Source organism: Bacteroidales bacterium MB20-C3-3 (assembly GCA_035609245.1).
Classification (GTDB): domain Bacteria; phylum Bacteroidota; class Bacteroidia; order Bacteroidales; family UBA932; genus Bact-08.
On the sequence record CP141202.1, the window covers coordinates 2,092,679 to 2,109,466 of the forward strand.

13 protein-coding genes are annotated in these 16,788 nt (G+C 40.9%); 3 read left to right on the forward strand and 10 right to left on the reverse strand.

The window, feature by feature from the left end; all coding sequences use genetic code 11:
* The first annotated feature begins 7 nt into the window (after positions 1-7).
* Positions 8-1,309: an MFS transporter gene (locus tag U5907_09530; GenBank protein ID WRQ34096.1), complete on the forward strand. Its 1,302-nt coding sequence runs from the start codon at positions 8-10 to the stop codon at positions 1,307-1,309.
* 30 nt (positions 1,310-1,339) lie between these two features.
* Positions 1,340-2,761 (forward strand): MFS transporter, encoded by a 1,422-nt coding sequence (locus U5907_09535; GenBank protein WRQ32811.1) that lies wholly within the window; start codon positions 1,340-1,342, stop codon positions 2,759-2,761.
* Positions 2,762-3,507: 746 nt separating this feature from the next.
* On the opposite strand, the gene U5907_09540 is transcribed toward U5907_09535, so the two are convergent.
* Genes U5907_09540 through lysS form a run of 6 tightly spaced genes read right to left on the reverse strand, consistent with a single transcriptional unit; the run spans position 3,508 to position 9,732 of the window.
* The gene (locus tag U5907_09540) at positions 3,508-4,902 is read right to left on the reverse strand and encodes an MFS transporter (GenBank protein ID WRQ32812.1); all 1,395 of its coding nucleotides are present in this window, start codon (positions 4,900-4,902) and stop codon (positions 3,508-3,510) included.
* 12 nt (positions 4,903-4,914) lie between these two features.
* Positions 4,915-6,183, reverse strand: coding sequence for an adenylosuccinate synthase (locus tag U5907_09545; protein ID WRQ32813.1), 1,269 nt, complete (start codon positions 6,181-6,183; stop codon positions 4,915-4,917).
* A gap of 14 nt (positions 6,184-6,197) precedes the next feature.
* Positions 6,198-6,605, reverse strand: coding sequence for a single-stranded DNA-binding protein (locus U5907_09550; protein WRQ32814.1), 408 nt, complete (start codon positions 6,603-6,605; stop codon positions 6,198-6,200).
* 37 nt (positions 6,606-6,642) lie between these two features.
* On the reverse strand, positions 6,643-7,398 hold the full coding sequence (locus tag U5907_09555) for a hypothetical protein (protein WRQ32815.1): 756 nt from the start codon (positions 7,396-7,398) through the stop codon (positions 6,643-6,645).
* Between the two features lie 20 nt (positions 7,399-7,418).
* Positions 7,419-8,210, reverse strand: coding sequence for an RNA methyltransferase (locus U5907_09560; GenBank protein ID WRQ32816.1), 792 nt, complete (start codon positions 8,208-8,210; stop codon positions 7,419-7,421).
* Entirely contained in the window at positions 8,203-9,732 is a 1,530-nt protein-coding gene (gene lysS, locus U5907_09565; protein ID WRQ32817.1) for a lysine--tRNA ligase, read from the reverse strand. The genes U5907_09560 and lysS overlap by 8 nt, the downstream gene beginning before the upstream one ends.
* 80 nt (positions 9,733-9,812) lie before the next feature.
* Here lysS and recJ point away from each other — a divergent pair, with 80 nt between their 5' ends.
* Complete coding sequence (gene recJ, locus U5907_09570) at positions 9,813-11,546, forward strand: single-stranded-DNA-specific exonuclease RecJ (GenBank protein ID WRQ32818.1); 1,734 nt, start codon at positions 9,813-9,815, stop codon at positions 11,544-11,546.
* Here the strand turns inward: recJ and U5907_09575 are convergent.
* The 4 genes from U5907_09575 to U5907_09590 are packed head-to-tail and all read right to left on the reverse strand — an operon-like array spanning position 11,539 to position 16,765.
* The gene (locus U5907_09575; protein WRQ32819.1) at positions 11,539-12,057 is read right to left on the reverse strand and encodes a shikimate kinase; all 519 of its coding nucleotides are present in this window, start codon (positions 12,055-12,057) and stop codon (positions 11,539-11,541) included. The two genes, recJ and U5907_09575, sit on opposite strands and share 8 nt — an antisense overlap.
* Before the next feature lie 6 nt (positions 12,058-12,063).
* On the reverse strand, positions 12,064-14,709 hold the full coding sequence (locus tag U5907_09580) for a DNA gyrase/topoisomerase IV subunit A (GenBank protein ID WRQ32820.1): 2,646 nt from the start codon (positions 14,707-14,709) through the stop codon (positions 12,064-12,066).
* 18 nt (positions 14,710-14,727) lie between these two features.
* Positions 14,728-15,630, reverse strand: a complete 903-nt coding sequence (era, locus tag U5907_09585) for a GTPase Era (GenBank protein WRQ32821.1) — start codon at positions 15,628-15,630, stop codon at positions 14,728-14,730.
* Positions 15,623-16,765 (reverse strand): pseudouridine synthase, encoded by a 1,143-nt coding sequence (locus tag U5907_09590; GenBank protein ID WRQ32822.1) that lies wholly within the window; start codon positions 16,763-16,765, stop codon positions 15,623-15,625. Before U5907_09590 ends, era begins: the two co-directional genes overlap by 8 nt.
* Positions 16,766-16,788 lie beyond the last annotated feature (23 nt).

Here is a 16,788-nt window from a genome sequence, read left to right on the forward strand (position 1 = left end):
CCTGATGATGTTCTTTGCCTATATGTTTGTGGATGTACTCTCTCCGCTGCAAAGTTTACTTGAGAGTGAAAGGGGATGGTCTCCTGAAAATTACGGAACTTTTGCAAGCTCAGAGTATTTCCTTAATGTATTTGCGCTTTTTTTAATTTTTGCGGGTGTAATCCTTGATAAAATTGGAGTTCGCTCTACGGCACTGCTTTCAGGAGGTCTAATGGTAATAGGAGCTTCACTGAAGTATTATGCTGTCAGTCCTGCTTTTGCAGGAACCGGTCTGGATGTTTGGCTTGGTAGCTGGTGGACTTCGTTTCCTGCCTCTGCTAAACTTGCATCTTTAGGCTTTATGATTTTTGGATGTGGAGTGGAAATGGCCGGTATTACAGTATCTAAAGGTATTGTAAAATGGTTTAAGGGGAAAGAGATGGCTCTTGCAATGGGTATTGAGATGGCCATAGCAAGACTTGGGGTATTTGCAGTATTCAGGATATCTCCCAGAATTGCCGAGAGCTATTCTGAATTAAGTGCGCCTGTTCTGTTTGTTGTTATTCTTCTTCTGATTGGTTTAATCTGTTTTACTGCATATTTCTTTTTTGATAAAAGACTTGAAAAACAACTCGGCGAGAGAGGTGATGAGCCTGAGGAGCCATTTAAAATCAGTGACCTGGGAATTTTATTTACCAGTAAAACATTCCTTATAGTATCTGGACTTTGTGTACTTTACTATTCAGCAATTTTCCCTTTCCAGAAATTTGCAGCCAATATGCTGGAGTGCAGACTCGGGATATCAAATACAGAGGCTAGCGATATATTCTCATATTTTCCTCTGGGAGCTATGGTGCTGACACCTCTGCTCGGAGGTTTCCTTGATACAAAGGGTAAGGGTGCTACTATGCTCATGCTGGGTGCTATTCTCATGACTGCTTGTCACCTTGTTTTTGCACTTACTCCGGATGCTCTCTTTACAAAGCCGGTTGCATACTCTGCTATTGTTCTTTTAGGTGTGAGTTTCTCTCTGGTGCCGGCTGCTCTTTGGCCTTCTGTACCAAAACTTGTTGAAAACAGATATCTTGGAAGTGCATATTCAGTAGTATTCTGGATCCAGAATATTGGACTTATGGTTTTCCCAATGTTAATTGGATGGGCACTGGCAAAAACAAATCAGGGGGTTATGAATCCACTTGAGTATGACTATACTGTACCAATGCTGATATTCTCATCTCTTGGAGTTTTTGCATTTATCCTTGCTATATGGCTTAAGGCAGAAGACAAGAAGAAAGGCTATGGTCTGGAGTTACCAAATATTGAAAAGTAGAACAAATAATAATTTCAAAAACAAACCCCAATGAATTCAGCAATTAAACTACTGAAAGATTCCAGGAGCGCAAGATGGATTGTACTGCTTGCTTTGTCAATCCCTATGTTTGCCTCCTATTTCTTTGATGATCTTTTTACTACTATCTCCCACATTTTTCAGAATCCCCAAATGCTTGACCTCGGATGGAGTATATCCGATTATGGTTTTTACGGCGGGGCATACTCTCTTTTGTGTGTATGGGGAGGCCTTGTTATATGCGGAATGCTCCTTGATAAATGGGGCGTCAGAATTACAGGCTCCCTCTTTGTGGGTCTTATGGTGATTGGCTCAATAATAGTAGTTTATGCTATTTCTGAGAGCTTTTCGCAAAGTGCTTTGGCATTATGGATGGGAAAATTCTTTTCAAAACCATCATTGGCACTCGCATATGCGGGATGTGCAATATTCGGCCTTGGAAGTGAAATTGCCGGAGTTGCAGTAACCCGTTCAATTGCAAAATGGTTTAAAGGAAAGGAGATGGCTCTTGCTATGGGATTACAGCTGGCATTGGCCAGACTCGGAACAGCTACAGCACTGATTGTTGTTCCCAGGCTTGTAAACATTAATCAAAGCTATGTTCCCTATTCAGAAACCAGCAAACCTGCTGTTGTTGGGCTTATTCTAATGTCTATTGCAATTGTACTGTGGGGATTCTTTGTCCTTATGGATAGCAAATTTGACAAACAGACAGCTGATGAGGCTAAAAGAAACAATACACAGACTGTAAAAGAGGATAAATTTAAATTCTCAGATATTTTCAAAATTCTGGGCAATAAACATTTTATTCTGGTTTCTCTACTTTGTGTATTCTTTTATGCATGTATTATATCATTCAGGAGGTTTGCCACAACCATAATAATTCCAAGATTTGAAATTGACAGTGAGATAGCATCTCTTATGGTCTCGCTAATTCCATTTTCAACTATGATTTTTACCCCGATATTCGGGTCTCTGGTTGATTCAAAGGGCAAGGCTACAAGATTTATGATTCTGGGCTCTTTCCTTGTGCTTGTTTCTCACCTTATAATTGCGTTTGCTCCGGGTAATCCGATATTCGGTTATGCAGGAATAGCAATAATGGGTGTGGCCTATGCACTTGTTCCAGCAGCAATGTGGCCATCTGTTCCAAAGATTATACCTGAGAAAAATCTGGGAACTGCCTATTCACTTATATACTGGATTCAGAATATGGGAATGTTGCTGGTGCCAATAGTTGTTGGAATAATCATTGCAAGAACAACAGAGTCTGTAGCAGATCCTGTTGAAGCAGGTGTGCGATCTGCTGTAAATGCAGAGTATTTCTTTATTCTGCTCTCAGTAATTGCAATAGCTGTATCGTTTATTCTTGGAAGGTCTTCTGATAAAAATCCTCAACTTGCGCTGGATGTGCCTAATAAGAAGAGAAAATAGATTTCCCTGCTGTTAGCAGTCGTTTAAGCTTTACATTTTAGTTCTCCTCCTCAGTAGTTCTTTTACATTGAGGAGGAGTTCTTTTAAACATGTAATGTTGCTGGATTCATATCTTCCCAAGTCACCCGCAGCCACTCAGGAACTTTTCTTCCTCGCTCACTTCGTTCGCTGTTGCGGAGGTTCCTTCGTGTCTAAAATCTGATCCTCATCCCTACCTGAATCACCCGCAGCCCCTCCGGAACTTTTCCTCCTCGCTCACTTTGTTCGCTGTGGCGGAGGTTCCTTCGTGTCTCGGTTGATTCAGGTAGGGAAATGGCAATCTTTTTACATAGTTTAATTAGCAGATCATCCGCAAAAAGTGCAAATTAGTTGTATATCTGCGTATTATAGAGGCGGTGGTTTGACAGGGATATTTGTTTATCTAACAGGTAGTTAGGTGTTTAGAAATTGGTTTTTTGAAAAGTTTTAAAGAAAACGATTTGCAATTACATGGTTTTTAAGCACATATACGAATATCCCTGTCAACACATTTCTCGTTCTGTTGCAGAGCGGAGGCGATTATATGGTACCGGGCGTGAAGTCCTGGCGGTTATCTGGCGGATACCCGCCCGCCCGGACTGAGTTGGCAATTCGGCAATAGATTTAAACAGATGCGCGCCAGATCCTAAAGGTTGTTACTTGTAATCAGTGTGTTACAGCGGTGTGGGTATATAGTTACGTGGGAAACTTTTACCCAAACCAGCGAACTACAGGTCAAGCTTTTTCTTCTCCATATTGGCGTGCTGTAGTCTGTAGCCCATCTTCTTGTCTGTGAATTTTAGAATAACTGACAGAATGATTGATATTGAACATATTGCTGTAAAAATGGTCATTGTTAAAGTATAATCATAACGGTTAACCGCAACTCCATCTTTTACAACAGTACCAATGATACTATACTCGTTAAGTACATACCCGACAAGTATCGGAACCACCATTAACCCAATGTTTTGTATATAATAGGTTAATGCGTAGGTAGTTCCCAGTTGTCTTTCAGGAATGATTTTTGCCAGAGAGGGCCACATTGCAGATGGGACCATTGAGAATGCAATTCCAAGTAAAACCATTAATATAATTGCTACCCACCACTGGTCCAGAAAAGGTAAAGTGAAAAGGAGATGAACTGTTGTGAGTAATACAGAGCCCCCTATCATAAGATCTGCACCATGGCCTACTTTGTCATAAATTCTCCCAAAAAGAGGTGTCAGAACAATTGCACCAAATGGGAGCAAGCTTGGTATAAGCCCCGATAGTTTGGGGTCTACTCCAAATTTGAATTCCATCATTCCGGCTGCATATTTCAGATATGGAAATACGGCAGAGTAAAATACCACGCACAATAATGCTATTAACCAGAATCCCTTGTTGTTTAATATTGCTTTAACATCTTTGAAATTAAAGCTCTCTTCACTCTTAGTCTCCTGCTCTTTTATCTGTGTATCCAGTTTTTTATCGTAAATGGTAAATATTATAAAGGAGAGCAGTCCTACAACCAGCAGAGACAATCCAAAAAGGACAGATGAGCTGACATTTCCAAAATAGGATACAATCATTGGTGATACGGCAAGTGCTGCGGCTGACCCAAGCCTGGCCAGAGAAAGTTGCATCCCCATTGCAAGAGCAAGCTCTTTCCCTTTAAACCATTTTACTATAGATTTGCTTATTGTAATACCTGCAACCTCTGAGCCAACTCCATAAATACCAAATCCAACTACAGCCCATACAACTTGCATCTTATACTCACTTCCAAAAAATGAGATTGTACTTCCCAGCAGTGATTCATTAGAGACAGCCCAGTATTTCAGAGCTATTCCACCTACCATTAATATACACGAAAGAGTTCCACTAAATCTGATCCCTTTTCTATCCAGTATTATCCCTCCAAAAATGAGCATACCAAGGAATACATTAAAAATGGAATATGATCCTGAAAACCATCCGTATTCAGATGGATTCCACTGATTGTGCCTCTCCAATATTGTCTGGAGAGGAGAGAAAACATCCGATGCAACATAGGAGGCAAACATCGTAAATGAGACCAATATAAGTACCAGCCACCTTATGGACGCTGATTCCCTAAGTTGCACAGTTTTGTTTTCCATATGTTAGTTTTGTTAATTAGAGCGTATGATTGTCTGATCTCTGTCAGGACCTACTGATATTATTCTAACAGGAACGCCAGTCTCCTTTTCAATAAATCTTACATAGTTCATGAATTCAAATGGTAGCTCGCTCTCATCTGTTATTTTGGTGAGGTCTCTCTTCCATCCTTTGAACTCTTTGTAAACCGGTTCAATTTCTGCGAATGTGTCAAATGGCACCTCGTTTGACTCTATACCGTTTACTTTATATCCTGTTGCAACCTTGACTGTTTCAAAGGTGTCCATTACATCAGACTTCATCATTATAAGCTGGTCAACGCCATTGATCATTATAGCGTATTTGAGTGCTACAAGATCCAGCCATCCGGTTCTGCGGGGGCGGCCTGTTGTTGCTCCAAATTCAAAACCCAGTTTGCGAAGTTCCTCTCCGGTTTCATCATTAAGTTCAGTTGGAAATGGTCCGCTTCCTACTCTTGTGCAGTATGCCTTGAAAATTCCTGAAACCACACCTATTTTGGATGGAGATATGCCGAGTCCTGTACAGGCTCCTGCACAAGTGGTTGTGGATGATGTTACAAAAGGATATGATCCAAAATCTACATCAAGAAGTGACCCCTGCGCCCCCTCTGCCAGAACCCTTTTATTTTCAGAGAGAAGCCCGTTAATAAGATACTCTCCGTCAACAAGATTAAAACTCTTTAGATACTCTACTGCCTCAAGCCACTCAGCCTCTCTTTCGTTAATGTCGTATTCGTAGTCAAACTGCTTTAAGAAAGATATATGCTTATTTTTAAGAGCATTGAACCGTTCAAGGAAATTGTCGGCAAGGATATCACCAACCCTTAGTCCATTCCTGCCGGTTTTATCCATATATGTAGGGCCGATCCCTTTTAGTGTGGAGCCGATTTTTGACGCCCCCTTGGAGGCCTCTGATGCTGCGTCAATTATTCTGTGAGAGGGGAGAATAAGGTGAGCCTTCTTTGAAATAGCTATTCTCTCTTTAGCCGGTACTCCGCTCTCTTCAATCTCTTCACACTCGGCTTTGAAAATAATGGGGTCAATAACTACGCCATTCCCTATAATATTTAGTGTTCCTTTGCGGAAAACTCCGGAAGGAATGGTGTGGAGGACAAATTTTTTGTCCTCAAAATGGAGGGAGTGTCCTGCGTTTGGTCCACCCTGAAATCTGGCCACAACCGGATAGCCCTTGGCCAGAACATCTACAATCTTTCCTTTCCCCTCGTCGCCCCACTGAAGGCCTAGAACAACATCAACTTTCATAAAGTTTTAATTTATTAAAATGGTAGATCCCCATCGTCCTGGGGTATAATTTCCTGTATATTAGGCTGACTCTGCTGGTTTGCATTATCATCCTGTCTTCTTCCCAAAATCTGGATTGAATCTGCGACAATCTCAACACTGTATCTTGCTTGCCCGTTTTTGTCCTCCCAGTTTCTTGAACGAAGTCTCCCCTCAATATAGAGCTGGGACCCCTTTTTTACAAACTTCTCTGCTCTCTCCGCAAGAGACCTCCAGCATACAATATTATGCCATTCAGTCAGCTCCTGTAACTCTCCGTTCTTGTCTTTGTATCTCTCAGTTGTTGCAAGTGAAAACCGTGCAAGAAGAGAGCCTCCCTCAAGATGGCGCACCTCAGGATCTTTACCGGCATTGCCGATAAGCATTACTTTATTCAATGCCATAATTTGTGATTAAACTCTTTTGCAAAGATAGCAAAATTTACCATTCAGATGCCAAGATTTCCATAGCATGGATATTCGGCTCCTCTCCTGTAAAAATTCTAAATGAAGGTATAGCCTGATGAAGCAACCAGCTGATTCCGCTGATATATTCTCCTCCGTCTCTTATAACTGATCTTTTGAGTGTAGGGTTATTGTATCTTGCTTCCAGTACAACTTTGCCTCTGAAGTTGAATGAAGAGAGTTTTAAATGCCTGACAGGGATTGCATCAACAATAATATGAGATTTTTTTGCAAACTCTTTTACGGAGTCCATCCTGCAATATCCAATTCTTTCAGCAAATGCAAAGGGCTCTCCTGTGAACTCATCCCTTGTTGATATTATAACATCAACACCCATATCTTTAAGGGCTACTGCAGCAGCTCTCCCGGCTCCTCCACATCCAAGAATAACTGCTCTCATTCCCTCTGATACATAATCTTTAAGGGAATCTTTTACTCCACAGTAATCTGTATTGAATCCGTAAATCTTTCCACTCTTGAAATATAGAAGGTTTGAGGCCCACGCTCTCTTTGAAGATCCATCCAGAGCATTTGCAAGACCAGCTGCAGTATCTTTAAATGGCGTTGTTACATTGATGGCTGTAAAACCGTTTGAAATGGCGTACTCTATTCCCTCTTTTGCGGATTTAAAATCCAGCAGTTCGTATGAGTGTTCTCCCAGCGGATAACCTGCCTTAAATAATTGCGGACTTTTACTGTGCGAAATTGACTCGCCCAATAGACCAAATTTCATCTCTCTCCTCCCTCTGTTTTTTATTTAAAATTTCTTTGTCTAAGTGCTTCATAACATAGGATTGCGGTAGAGACAGATACATTCAGAGAGTCAAGCTCTCCTCTCATTGGAATTTTAATCCTCTGATCTGCCCTCTCTCTCCAGAACTCCTTAAGCCCTTCTGCCTCTGTGCCCATTACAATTGCCAAAGGGGTAGTCATATCTGTGAGGTGATACCACTCAGAGGCCTGTAACTCGGCTGTGAAAATACGAATTTTATTCAATGTCAGCCACTCATACGCCTCTTTTGATGAGCAGGCTACCACCTGGTTGGTGAAAACTCCGCCTAAGCTTGATCTTATAGTGTTGGGGTTGAAAATGTCAGTCAATGGATCACAAACTATTACGGCATCTGCTTTTGCTGCATCTGCTGTTCTTAGTACTGCTCCCAGGTTACCCGGTTTCTCTACAGATTCAAGAACTATAATGAGAGGGTTCTCAGAGAGCTGTATCCTATCCAGTTTTAAATCATGTTGTCTTACAGTTGCAATGACTCCCTCAGTTCCTCCTCTGTATGCTACCTTTTCATAGAGTTGTGAAGTTATCTCAATGACTCTTACAGCCTGAAGGGATTTTACAAATTCTTCACTAACCATATCCCTTACCCATAAAAGGGTCTCAATTTGATATCCGGCTTTACAGGCCGCTAGAGACTCCCTTCTGCCCTCAACAATAAATAGTCCGTATTTTCTCCTCTCAGAAGATTTAGTTCCAAGAGATACAAACTCTTTAATTCTCTGGTTTTGCAGAGATGTTATAGGTTGGTCATTCATCCTTTGTTTGTTGCTTTTCCGGCCTCATTTGAGGGAAGAACAGCACATCCTGAATGGATGTTGAGTTGGTCATAAACATAGTTAACCGGTCTATACCAATACCCATTCCTGATGTTGGAGGCATTCCGTACTCGAGTGCTCTCACAAAATCCATATCTATGAACATGGCTTCGTCGTCTCCCTTGTCTTTAAGCTTTACCTGATCCTTAAACCTTTCAAGCTGATCAATAGGGTCATTTAGTTCGCTGTATGCGTTTGCGAGCTCCTTCCCGTTTACAAAGAGTTCAAATCGCTCAGTAAGCGCAGGATTTGACCTGTGTCTCTTTGTCAGGGGAGATGTCTCAACAGGATAGTCAGTTATAAAAGTTGGCTGAATGAGATGCTCTTCGCAATACTCCCCAAATATTGCATCAATAAGTTTTCCAACTCCCATGCTTTTGGAAACAGGAACATTAAGTTTTTCACAAACAGTGCGCAGTTCGTTTTCATCCATTCCGGACACATCAACTCCTGCATACTCCTTTATGGCGTCTAACATAGGAAGCCTGCGAAAAGGAGCTTTGAATTCTATCTCTTTTCCCCAAAGGGTGACATTAGTTTTATTATGCAGAGTAAGGGCAACTCTCTCTATCATCTTCTCCACGAATTCCATCATCCAGAAGTAGTCTTTGTAGGCTACATATATCTCAAGAACAGTGAACTCCGGATTATGGGTACGGTCCATACCCTCATTTCTGAAATCTTTTGCAAATTCATAAACGCCGGTATAACCTCCAACGATAAGTTTCTTAAGATATAGTTCGTTTGCAATTCTCAGATATAGAGGAATGTCAAGAGCATTGTGGTGTGTGATAAAGGGTCTGGCTGCAGCACCTCCCGGTATAGGCTGAAGAATTGGTGTCTCAACCTCCATATAACCATGCTCATTGAAGAAGCTTCTCATTGTATTCATAATCTGAGTACGCTTCATAAAAGTCTCCCTTACCTGAGGGTTTACTATGAGGTCTACATATCTCATTCTGTATCTGAGCTCCGGGTCAGAGAATTCATCGTATTTCTGACCATCTTTCTCCTTAACAATAGGGAGCACTCTTAAGGATTTACTCAGTACCGCAAGCTCTTTTGCGTGGATTGAGAGTTCTCCGGCTTGTGTAATAAATGCATATCCCTTTATACCTACAATATCACCAATGTCCAGCAGTTTTTTGAAGACTGTATTGTACATTGTCTTATCTTCATCCGGGCATATCTCATCTCTCTTTAAATAGACCTGAATCCTTCCCTTCTCATCCTGAATCTCCATAAAAGCGGCAGCTCCCATTATTCTTCTGGTCATTATTCTGCCTGCTATTGATATATCCTTTAGGTTTCCCTCTTCAGGGTTATACTGCTCCTTTATCTGGCTTGTTGTAATATTTACTTCGTAAGCGGCAGCGGGGTAGGGGTCGATGCCCAATTCCCTCATCGCCTTCAGCGAATCCCTTCTGATTATTTCCTGTTCGCTGAGTTCTGTGTAATCCATACAATTGAAGATTTTGGTAAAGTGCAAAAGTAGCTTTTTTTATCTAGTTTTTGAAATATAATAGCTATCTTTGTCAAGATATGGCACTGGATAAGCAATGGATAGTAAAGGAGCCGGGGAATCCGGCACTGGTTCGAAAACTCGCGGAAGATCTGGGAGTAGATGAAGCGCTGGCTAATTTGCTGGTTCAGAGAAATATAAAGACTTTTGCAGAGGCGAAGTCTTTTTTTCGCCCCAGTCTTGAGGAGCTTCACGATCCCTTCTTGATGAAGGACATGGATCTGGCAGTTGAAAGACTGGATATAGCTCTTAATAAAAACGAAAAAATTCTGATTTACGGGGACTACGATGTAGATGGAACAACAGCTGTTGCTCTGGTTTTTTCATTTCTCAGAAATCTTCACAAAAATCTCGGGTATTATATACCAGACAGATACAATGAGGGCTATGGTGTCTCTTACAAAGGGATTGACTGGGCTCATGAAAATGGTTATACCCTTATAATTGCACTGGATTGTGGAATCAAAGCTATTGAGAAGGTAGCGTACGCTCAGACATTGGGGATTGATTTTATAGTGTGTGACCATCACCTTCCGGACGAAAGGCTCCCGAATGCATCGGCAGTTCTGGATCCTAAAAGGTCTGATTGCTCATATCCTTTTGATGATCTATCGGGGTGCGGAGTGGGATTCAAGTTTATGCAGGCATTTGCAAAGGTAAGGAATATCGATTTTTCTGAATTGATTCCCCTGATGGACCTGCTTGTTGTGAGTATTGCCTCAGACCTTGTTCTTATGACAGGTGAGAACAGGATACTTGCTCATTTTGGTCTTAAACAGCTTAACGAAAGTCCAAGAAAAGGGCTGCTCTCTATTATAAAGCTTTCCGGTCTTGAGAAGCATATGATTACAATTGACGATATTGTATTCAAAATTGGTCCCAGAATCAATGCAGCCGGTAGAATGGAGTCAGGCAAGACAGCGGTTGACCTTCTGATAAGCAGGAATGATGACGAGGCGAGGAATATTGGTGATACTATAAATACTCATAATAATGACAGAAAGAGTATCGACAGGGAGATAACTCAGGCTGCGATAGAGATGGCTGCATCTGCAGCTGATTACCATGAGAGAAAGTCGACAGTACTTTACAATCCTTTATGGCACAAAGGTGTCCTGGGTATTGTGGCATCCCGTTTGGTTGAAACATACTATCGGCCTACAATAGTATTGACTGAATCGAATGGTTTTATAACAGGATCTGCCAGGAGTATTCCCGGTTTTGACCTTTATGAGGCTATTGAGAGTTGTTCTGATCTTCTTGAGAACTTTGGAGGGCATATGTATGCCGCCGGATTGACACTTAGAGAGAGTAACTTTGAGGAGTTTTGCACAAGATTTGAAACTTTTGTAAGAAATAAAATCACTAAGGAGCTTCTTACTCCAATAGTTAATATTGACACTTATCTTGAATTCAAACAGATCACACCTAAGTTTTTCAGAATTCTTAAACAATTTCAGCCGTTTGGCCCGGGGAATATGTCGCCGGTCTTTATCACCGAGAATGTTTATGATAATGGAAATGGCAGAAAAGTGGGATCTGATTCAGGTCACCTGAAACTCGAATTGATTCAGGAGAATGAGCCTCACAGACACATCTCAGCTATTGCCTTTAACAGGGCGGAGCACTTTGAGCACCTTAAATCCGGTAATCCTGTTGATATTTGCTATTCAATAGCTGAAAATTACTACAGAGGGATTGCCAATATACAGCTGAGGGTAAGGGATATAAGACTCAGGGAGGAGATTATATAGAACTCATAATCTCAGACAGAATTTCCCGGATATTTGTATTATCAACACTGATTGTAAGGTCGGCAGCGCTTTCGTATCCTGTTTTTCTCTGATCAAAAAGTTGTGCAATATGTAATCTGAGTTCAGAATCTGACTTCTCTTTCACAAGGGGTCTTGTCTTCTTAGCCTTGACAAGTCTTTCAGTTATTGTCTCCAATGATGCTTTCAGATAAATGCAGAATGTCCTTCTTTTAATAAGGTCTCTGTTTTTCTGAGATAAAAGGGCACCTCCACCAAGGGATAATACAAAAACTTTATCACAACATCCGTTTATTAGCTTTTCAAGATACTCCTCTTCAAGTTTTCTGAATTCTTGTTCTCCACGAGTGGAAAAGATTTCATCAATAGTTGTCCCCTCTCCCTCCTCAATTGCCAGGTCAAGATCTTTGTGCCTGCAGTAGAGATACAAAGCCAGTCTTGAGGCAATTGTGCTTTTGCCTACACCCATAAAACCTGTAAGAGTGATTATCATATTATTTTAGAACAGAGTGGGTGAATCGTTCTCAGATTCATTTCTTGTCTCCTCCTGGATATTCTCAATATTTTCAATCTCCTCTTCCTTATGAATTGGCTCTGTAAATTTTACTGATTCAACTTCAAAAGCAGTAACTCTTTTCCCTTTTGCCCTGATGCTTTTTCCGGCGATAAAGGAGTCTACATCAATTGTTTCACTTCCTCTTTTTGCGTGCCTGCCGCCAAATACAATCTCTGCCTGAGGATATCTGTCATCACATATATCCAGAAGATAGCTTCCCGGGCTTTCAGAGATAAATGAAGTTACAATATTGTCATTGGGTTCAAATGGAAACCTTTTTATGTAAAAAGCAGATTGCTCTCCATCAAAGTATATTGCAGTGTAGATTTTTTCAATATCAAGTTTCTCAACAACTTTCAAATCCCCCTGATATCTGTTGCTTAAATCAAAGTTGGTAGTGTAGTACTCTCCATTTTTACATATCGCAAGTATCCGGTCACCTGGAAGATACTCTCCCAGATACTTGCCTCTTGAGTCAGTGTTAAGTCTGTTTATATCAGTATCAAACCATATTGATACTCCTCCAAACTGGGAGACCCCTTTAGATTTAAGCTGGATTTTATGAACAGGATTTTTACTGAATACATTACCTTTTGAGCCTCTGTTTTTAATGGCGAGGGTTGAAAAGTCATATTCAATAATCAGCTTTTTGAGTTTTGGCCTTGGTTTGAGGAATACTTTAAGGATTTCTGCCTCTCCGTTGGGGTTAGCAGTAAACCATAAAATCTGTGACCCATCTTTGCCTTGTGTAAGATCGTACTCTTTATCCCTGGTAATACTGGTTACTGAGAATCTCTTTACAAAATACTCTCCGCTCTTGCCGTGACGGTAAACTGCGTTATAAATTGTTCTTTCGTCGTTCTTTTTAAAGACACCTACATGGATAATTCCCTTTCCCACAAATGCCTTATCCTGTATCTTTGTTACAATATATTTCCCATTTGACAGGAAGACAATGATATCATCAATATCTGAGCACTCGCTGACAAAATCGGCATTCTCGTCCCTGCGAAGGTCCATTCCCACAAAACCCTCCTCTTTGTTTGCATACAATTTTGCATTAACTGCAACAACTTTAGTTGCTTCAATTGTTTCAAAGTTTGTGATTGTGGTTTTCCGGGGGAACCTATCTCCGTATTTTTTCTTTAATTGCTGGTAATATTTGATTGTATGATTGTTGAGGTGCTCCAGATTGTATTTGACTTCCGACATCTCCTCTTCCATCTTTCTGATGGCTTCGTCAAGTGTTTTTATGTCAAATACTGAAATTTTACGGACCGGTTTTTCAACCAGTTTAAGAACATCCTCTTTTGTAACAGGTTTCCTGAGTATATGCTGATATTTAAGAAGTTCGGACTCAATATTGTCCAATTGCTCTTTCCAGGTTTGTGTTTTCTTCTCAAGCTCTTTGTAAATCTGATTCTCAAAGAACAACTTCTCAAGTGAAGTGTAATGCCATGAGTCCTCTAGTTCAGAAAGTCTGATTTCAAGTTCTCTTTTAAGAAGGTTTTTTGTGTATTCTGCGTTATGTTTAAGGATTTCATCAACTCCAAGAAAGCAGGGGTGATTATCTTTTATAACACAGGAATTTGGTGAAACAGATGTTTCGCAATCTGTAAATGCGTATAGCGCATCAATGGTTTTATCAGGAGAGACTTCATTATGAAGATGAACAAGAATCTCAGCACCAGATGAGGTATTGTCATCTACTTTGCGGACCTTGATTTTCCCTTTGTCATTTGCCTTAAGGATAGACTCAATTAGTTTTCCGGTTGTTTGTCCAAATGGAATCTCTGTAATGGCAAGAGTCTTTTTATCCAGTTTGGATATTTTTGCTCTTACTTTTATTACTCCGCCTCTGAGGCCCTGATTATATTTTGTACAATCTGCAAGTCCTCCTGTTGGAAAGTCCGGCAGAATAGTAAACTCTTTGTTGTTAAGATATGCTATACAGCTGTCAATAAGCTCGTTAATGTTATGAGGGAGGATTTTTGAGGCTAGGCCAACAGCAATTCCCTCCACCCCCTGTGCCAGGAGTAGTGGAAATTTAACCGGTAAATTAACAGGTTCCTGGTTTCTTCCATCATATGATGACATCCACTCAGTGGTTTTATTATTAAAAACCACTTCGTTGGCAAATTTACTGAGTCTTGCCTCTATATATCTTGGAGCTGCCGCACTATCACCAGTAAGAGTGTTACCCCAGTTACCCTGACAATCTACAAGAAGATCTTTCTGACCAAGCTGAACCAATGCATCACCAATTGAGGCGTCTCCGTGAGGGTGAAATTGCATCGTGTGGCCTATGATATTTGCAACTTTATTGTACCTTCCGTCATCCATCCTTTTCATAGAGTGGAGTATTCTTCTTTGTACAGGTTTCAAACCATCATTAATATGAGGAACCGCCCTCTCAAGAATAACATAAGAGGCATAATCGAGGAACCAGTCTTTGTACATACCTGTTAGTTTGTACTTTTTGTCTCCCTCGTTTATGAGTTTGTCATATTTACTATTCTCTGATTGTTCGGAAAGGTCGTCTGATTCCTCCTGAAGTTCGGGTTCGTAGTCAAGGTCGGGGATACTCATTCTGGTAATTGGGTTTTTCTAATCTTGTATGTAACCAAACTGTTTAAGCTTTCTCTTGTCTTCTCTCCAGTCCGGGTTTACCTTTACAAATATCTGCAAAAAAACCTTTTTTTCAAAAAAGGATTCCATATCCTTTCGTGCTAAAGTGCCCACTTTTTTAATTGCCGATCCTCCCTTTCCAATGATAATCCCTTTTTGAGAATCTCTCATTACATTTATCACAGCCTCAATCGAATAGAGTTCCGGCCCCTCTGTAAAGGTATCAATTGTTACCTCTGTTGAGTATGGAATCTCTTTATCATATGTAAGAAGAATTTTTTCTCTTATAATTTCTGAAGCAAAGAATCTGAGATTTCTGTCTGTGAATAAATCTTTATCGTACCATGCTGGACTCTCGGGAACAAGTTCAAGTATTCTGTTTAAAAGAGGTGACACATTGAATTTCTCCTGTGCTGAGACCGGGAAAATCTCAGCTCTTGGAACTAACTCCCTCCACTTTTCATAAAGGGTTTCAAGCTCTGCCTGATTGGAGAGGTCTATCTTGTTTATTACCAGAATGACAGGTGAGGAGACTCTATTTAGCTTCTCTATATATTCCTCATTTTTAGTACTTTTCTCTACCACATCGGTAACATAGAGGATAACATCTGCATCTCCTATTGCGGTCTCAACAAAGTTCATCATACTCTCCTGCAGCTTATAGCTGGGCCTGAGTATGCCAGGGGTATCCGAGAAGACTAGCTGATAATCCTCCCCGTTTACAATACCCATAATTCTGTGTCTTGTTGTCTGAGCTTTTGCAGTAACTATTGAAAGCTTCTCTCCAACTAGGGCATTCATAAGAGTAGATTTGCCAACATTTGGGTTACCAATAATGTTGACAAATCCAGACTTGTGAATTTTTAAAGAGTCGTTATTCATAAGAGCCCATTTTGAGCATTGAGACTTCGTTTTCTGTTAAAAAACGCCATTGCCCCCTGCGCAGATTCTTTTTTGTAAGTCCTGCGAAGTATACTCTGTCAAGCCTTTTGACTTTATATCCAAGATGTTCAAATATTCTTCTTACAACTCTGTTTCTGCCTGAATGAATCTCAAGCCCTACCTGGCTATTATCTTCATCAACATATGACAGTGAGTCTGCGTGAATCTCTCCGTCCTCAAGTTCCAGCCCTTCTAGTATTTGATCGAAATGGGGCTTGGAAAGGTTCTTGTCAAGAACAACATGGTAGATCTTTTTCCTGTTGTACGAAGGGTGTGTCAGTTTGTCTGCCATCTCTCCGTCGTTTGTAAGAAGAAGGACTCCGGTTGTCTGCTTGTCAAGTCTTCCTACCGGGTATACCCTTTGAGGACATTTTCCTGCAACCAGCTCCATAACAGTCTTCTCTGCGTTTGGATCAGAGAGAGTTGTTACAAAATCTTTTGGCTTGTTCATTACGATGTAAACTTTCTCCTCTCCCTTTAGCCTTTCGCCATTGAACCTGATGTCATCTGCAGGATTAACGCGTACTCCTAGCTGATTAATAATAACTCCATTTACCGTAACAAGTCCTGCTGTTATATACTCATCGGCCTCTCTTCTTGAGCAGATGCCTGAATTTGCAATGAATTTGTTAAGTCTTACCAATCCATCCTCTCTCTTTTTAGTAGCAGGTTTCTTTTTGATTATTCTGGTAGGTTTATCAAATGATGGTCTGCCGTAAGATGGTCTGTCGTAAGATGATCTTTCATAAGATGGTCTGTCACCGGAGGTCCTTCTTGATGATGGCCTTCCAAATGATGGTCTCTCTTCTGATGATTTGCTGTAAGAAGGCCTGCCTGAGGAGGGCCTTCCGGATGATGACCTTCCAAATGAAGGCCTGTCGCTCGATGGTCTGCCATAAGATGGCTTTCCGTAAGACGGCCTGTCAGAAGACGGTGTTTCAGATTTTCTGTAAGGTCTTGCATCACTGCGACCTCTTGATGGTGACCCTGCGGACCTCCCGGCTCCCGCTTCTGATGGGCCTCTTCTGCCTGGAGCTCCCGCTCCGGCACTCTTTTTTAGTTCAAATTTTCTCATTGATATAGAATTCGGGTGCAAAT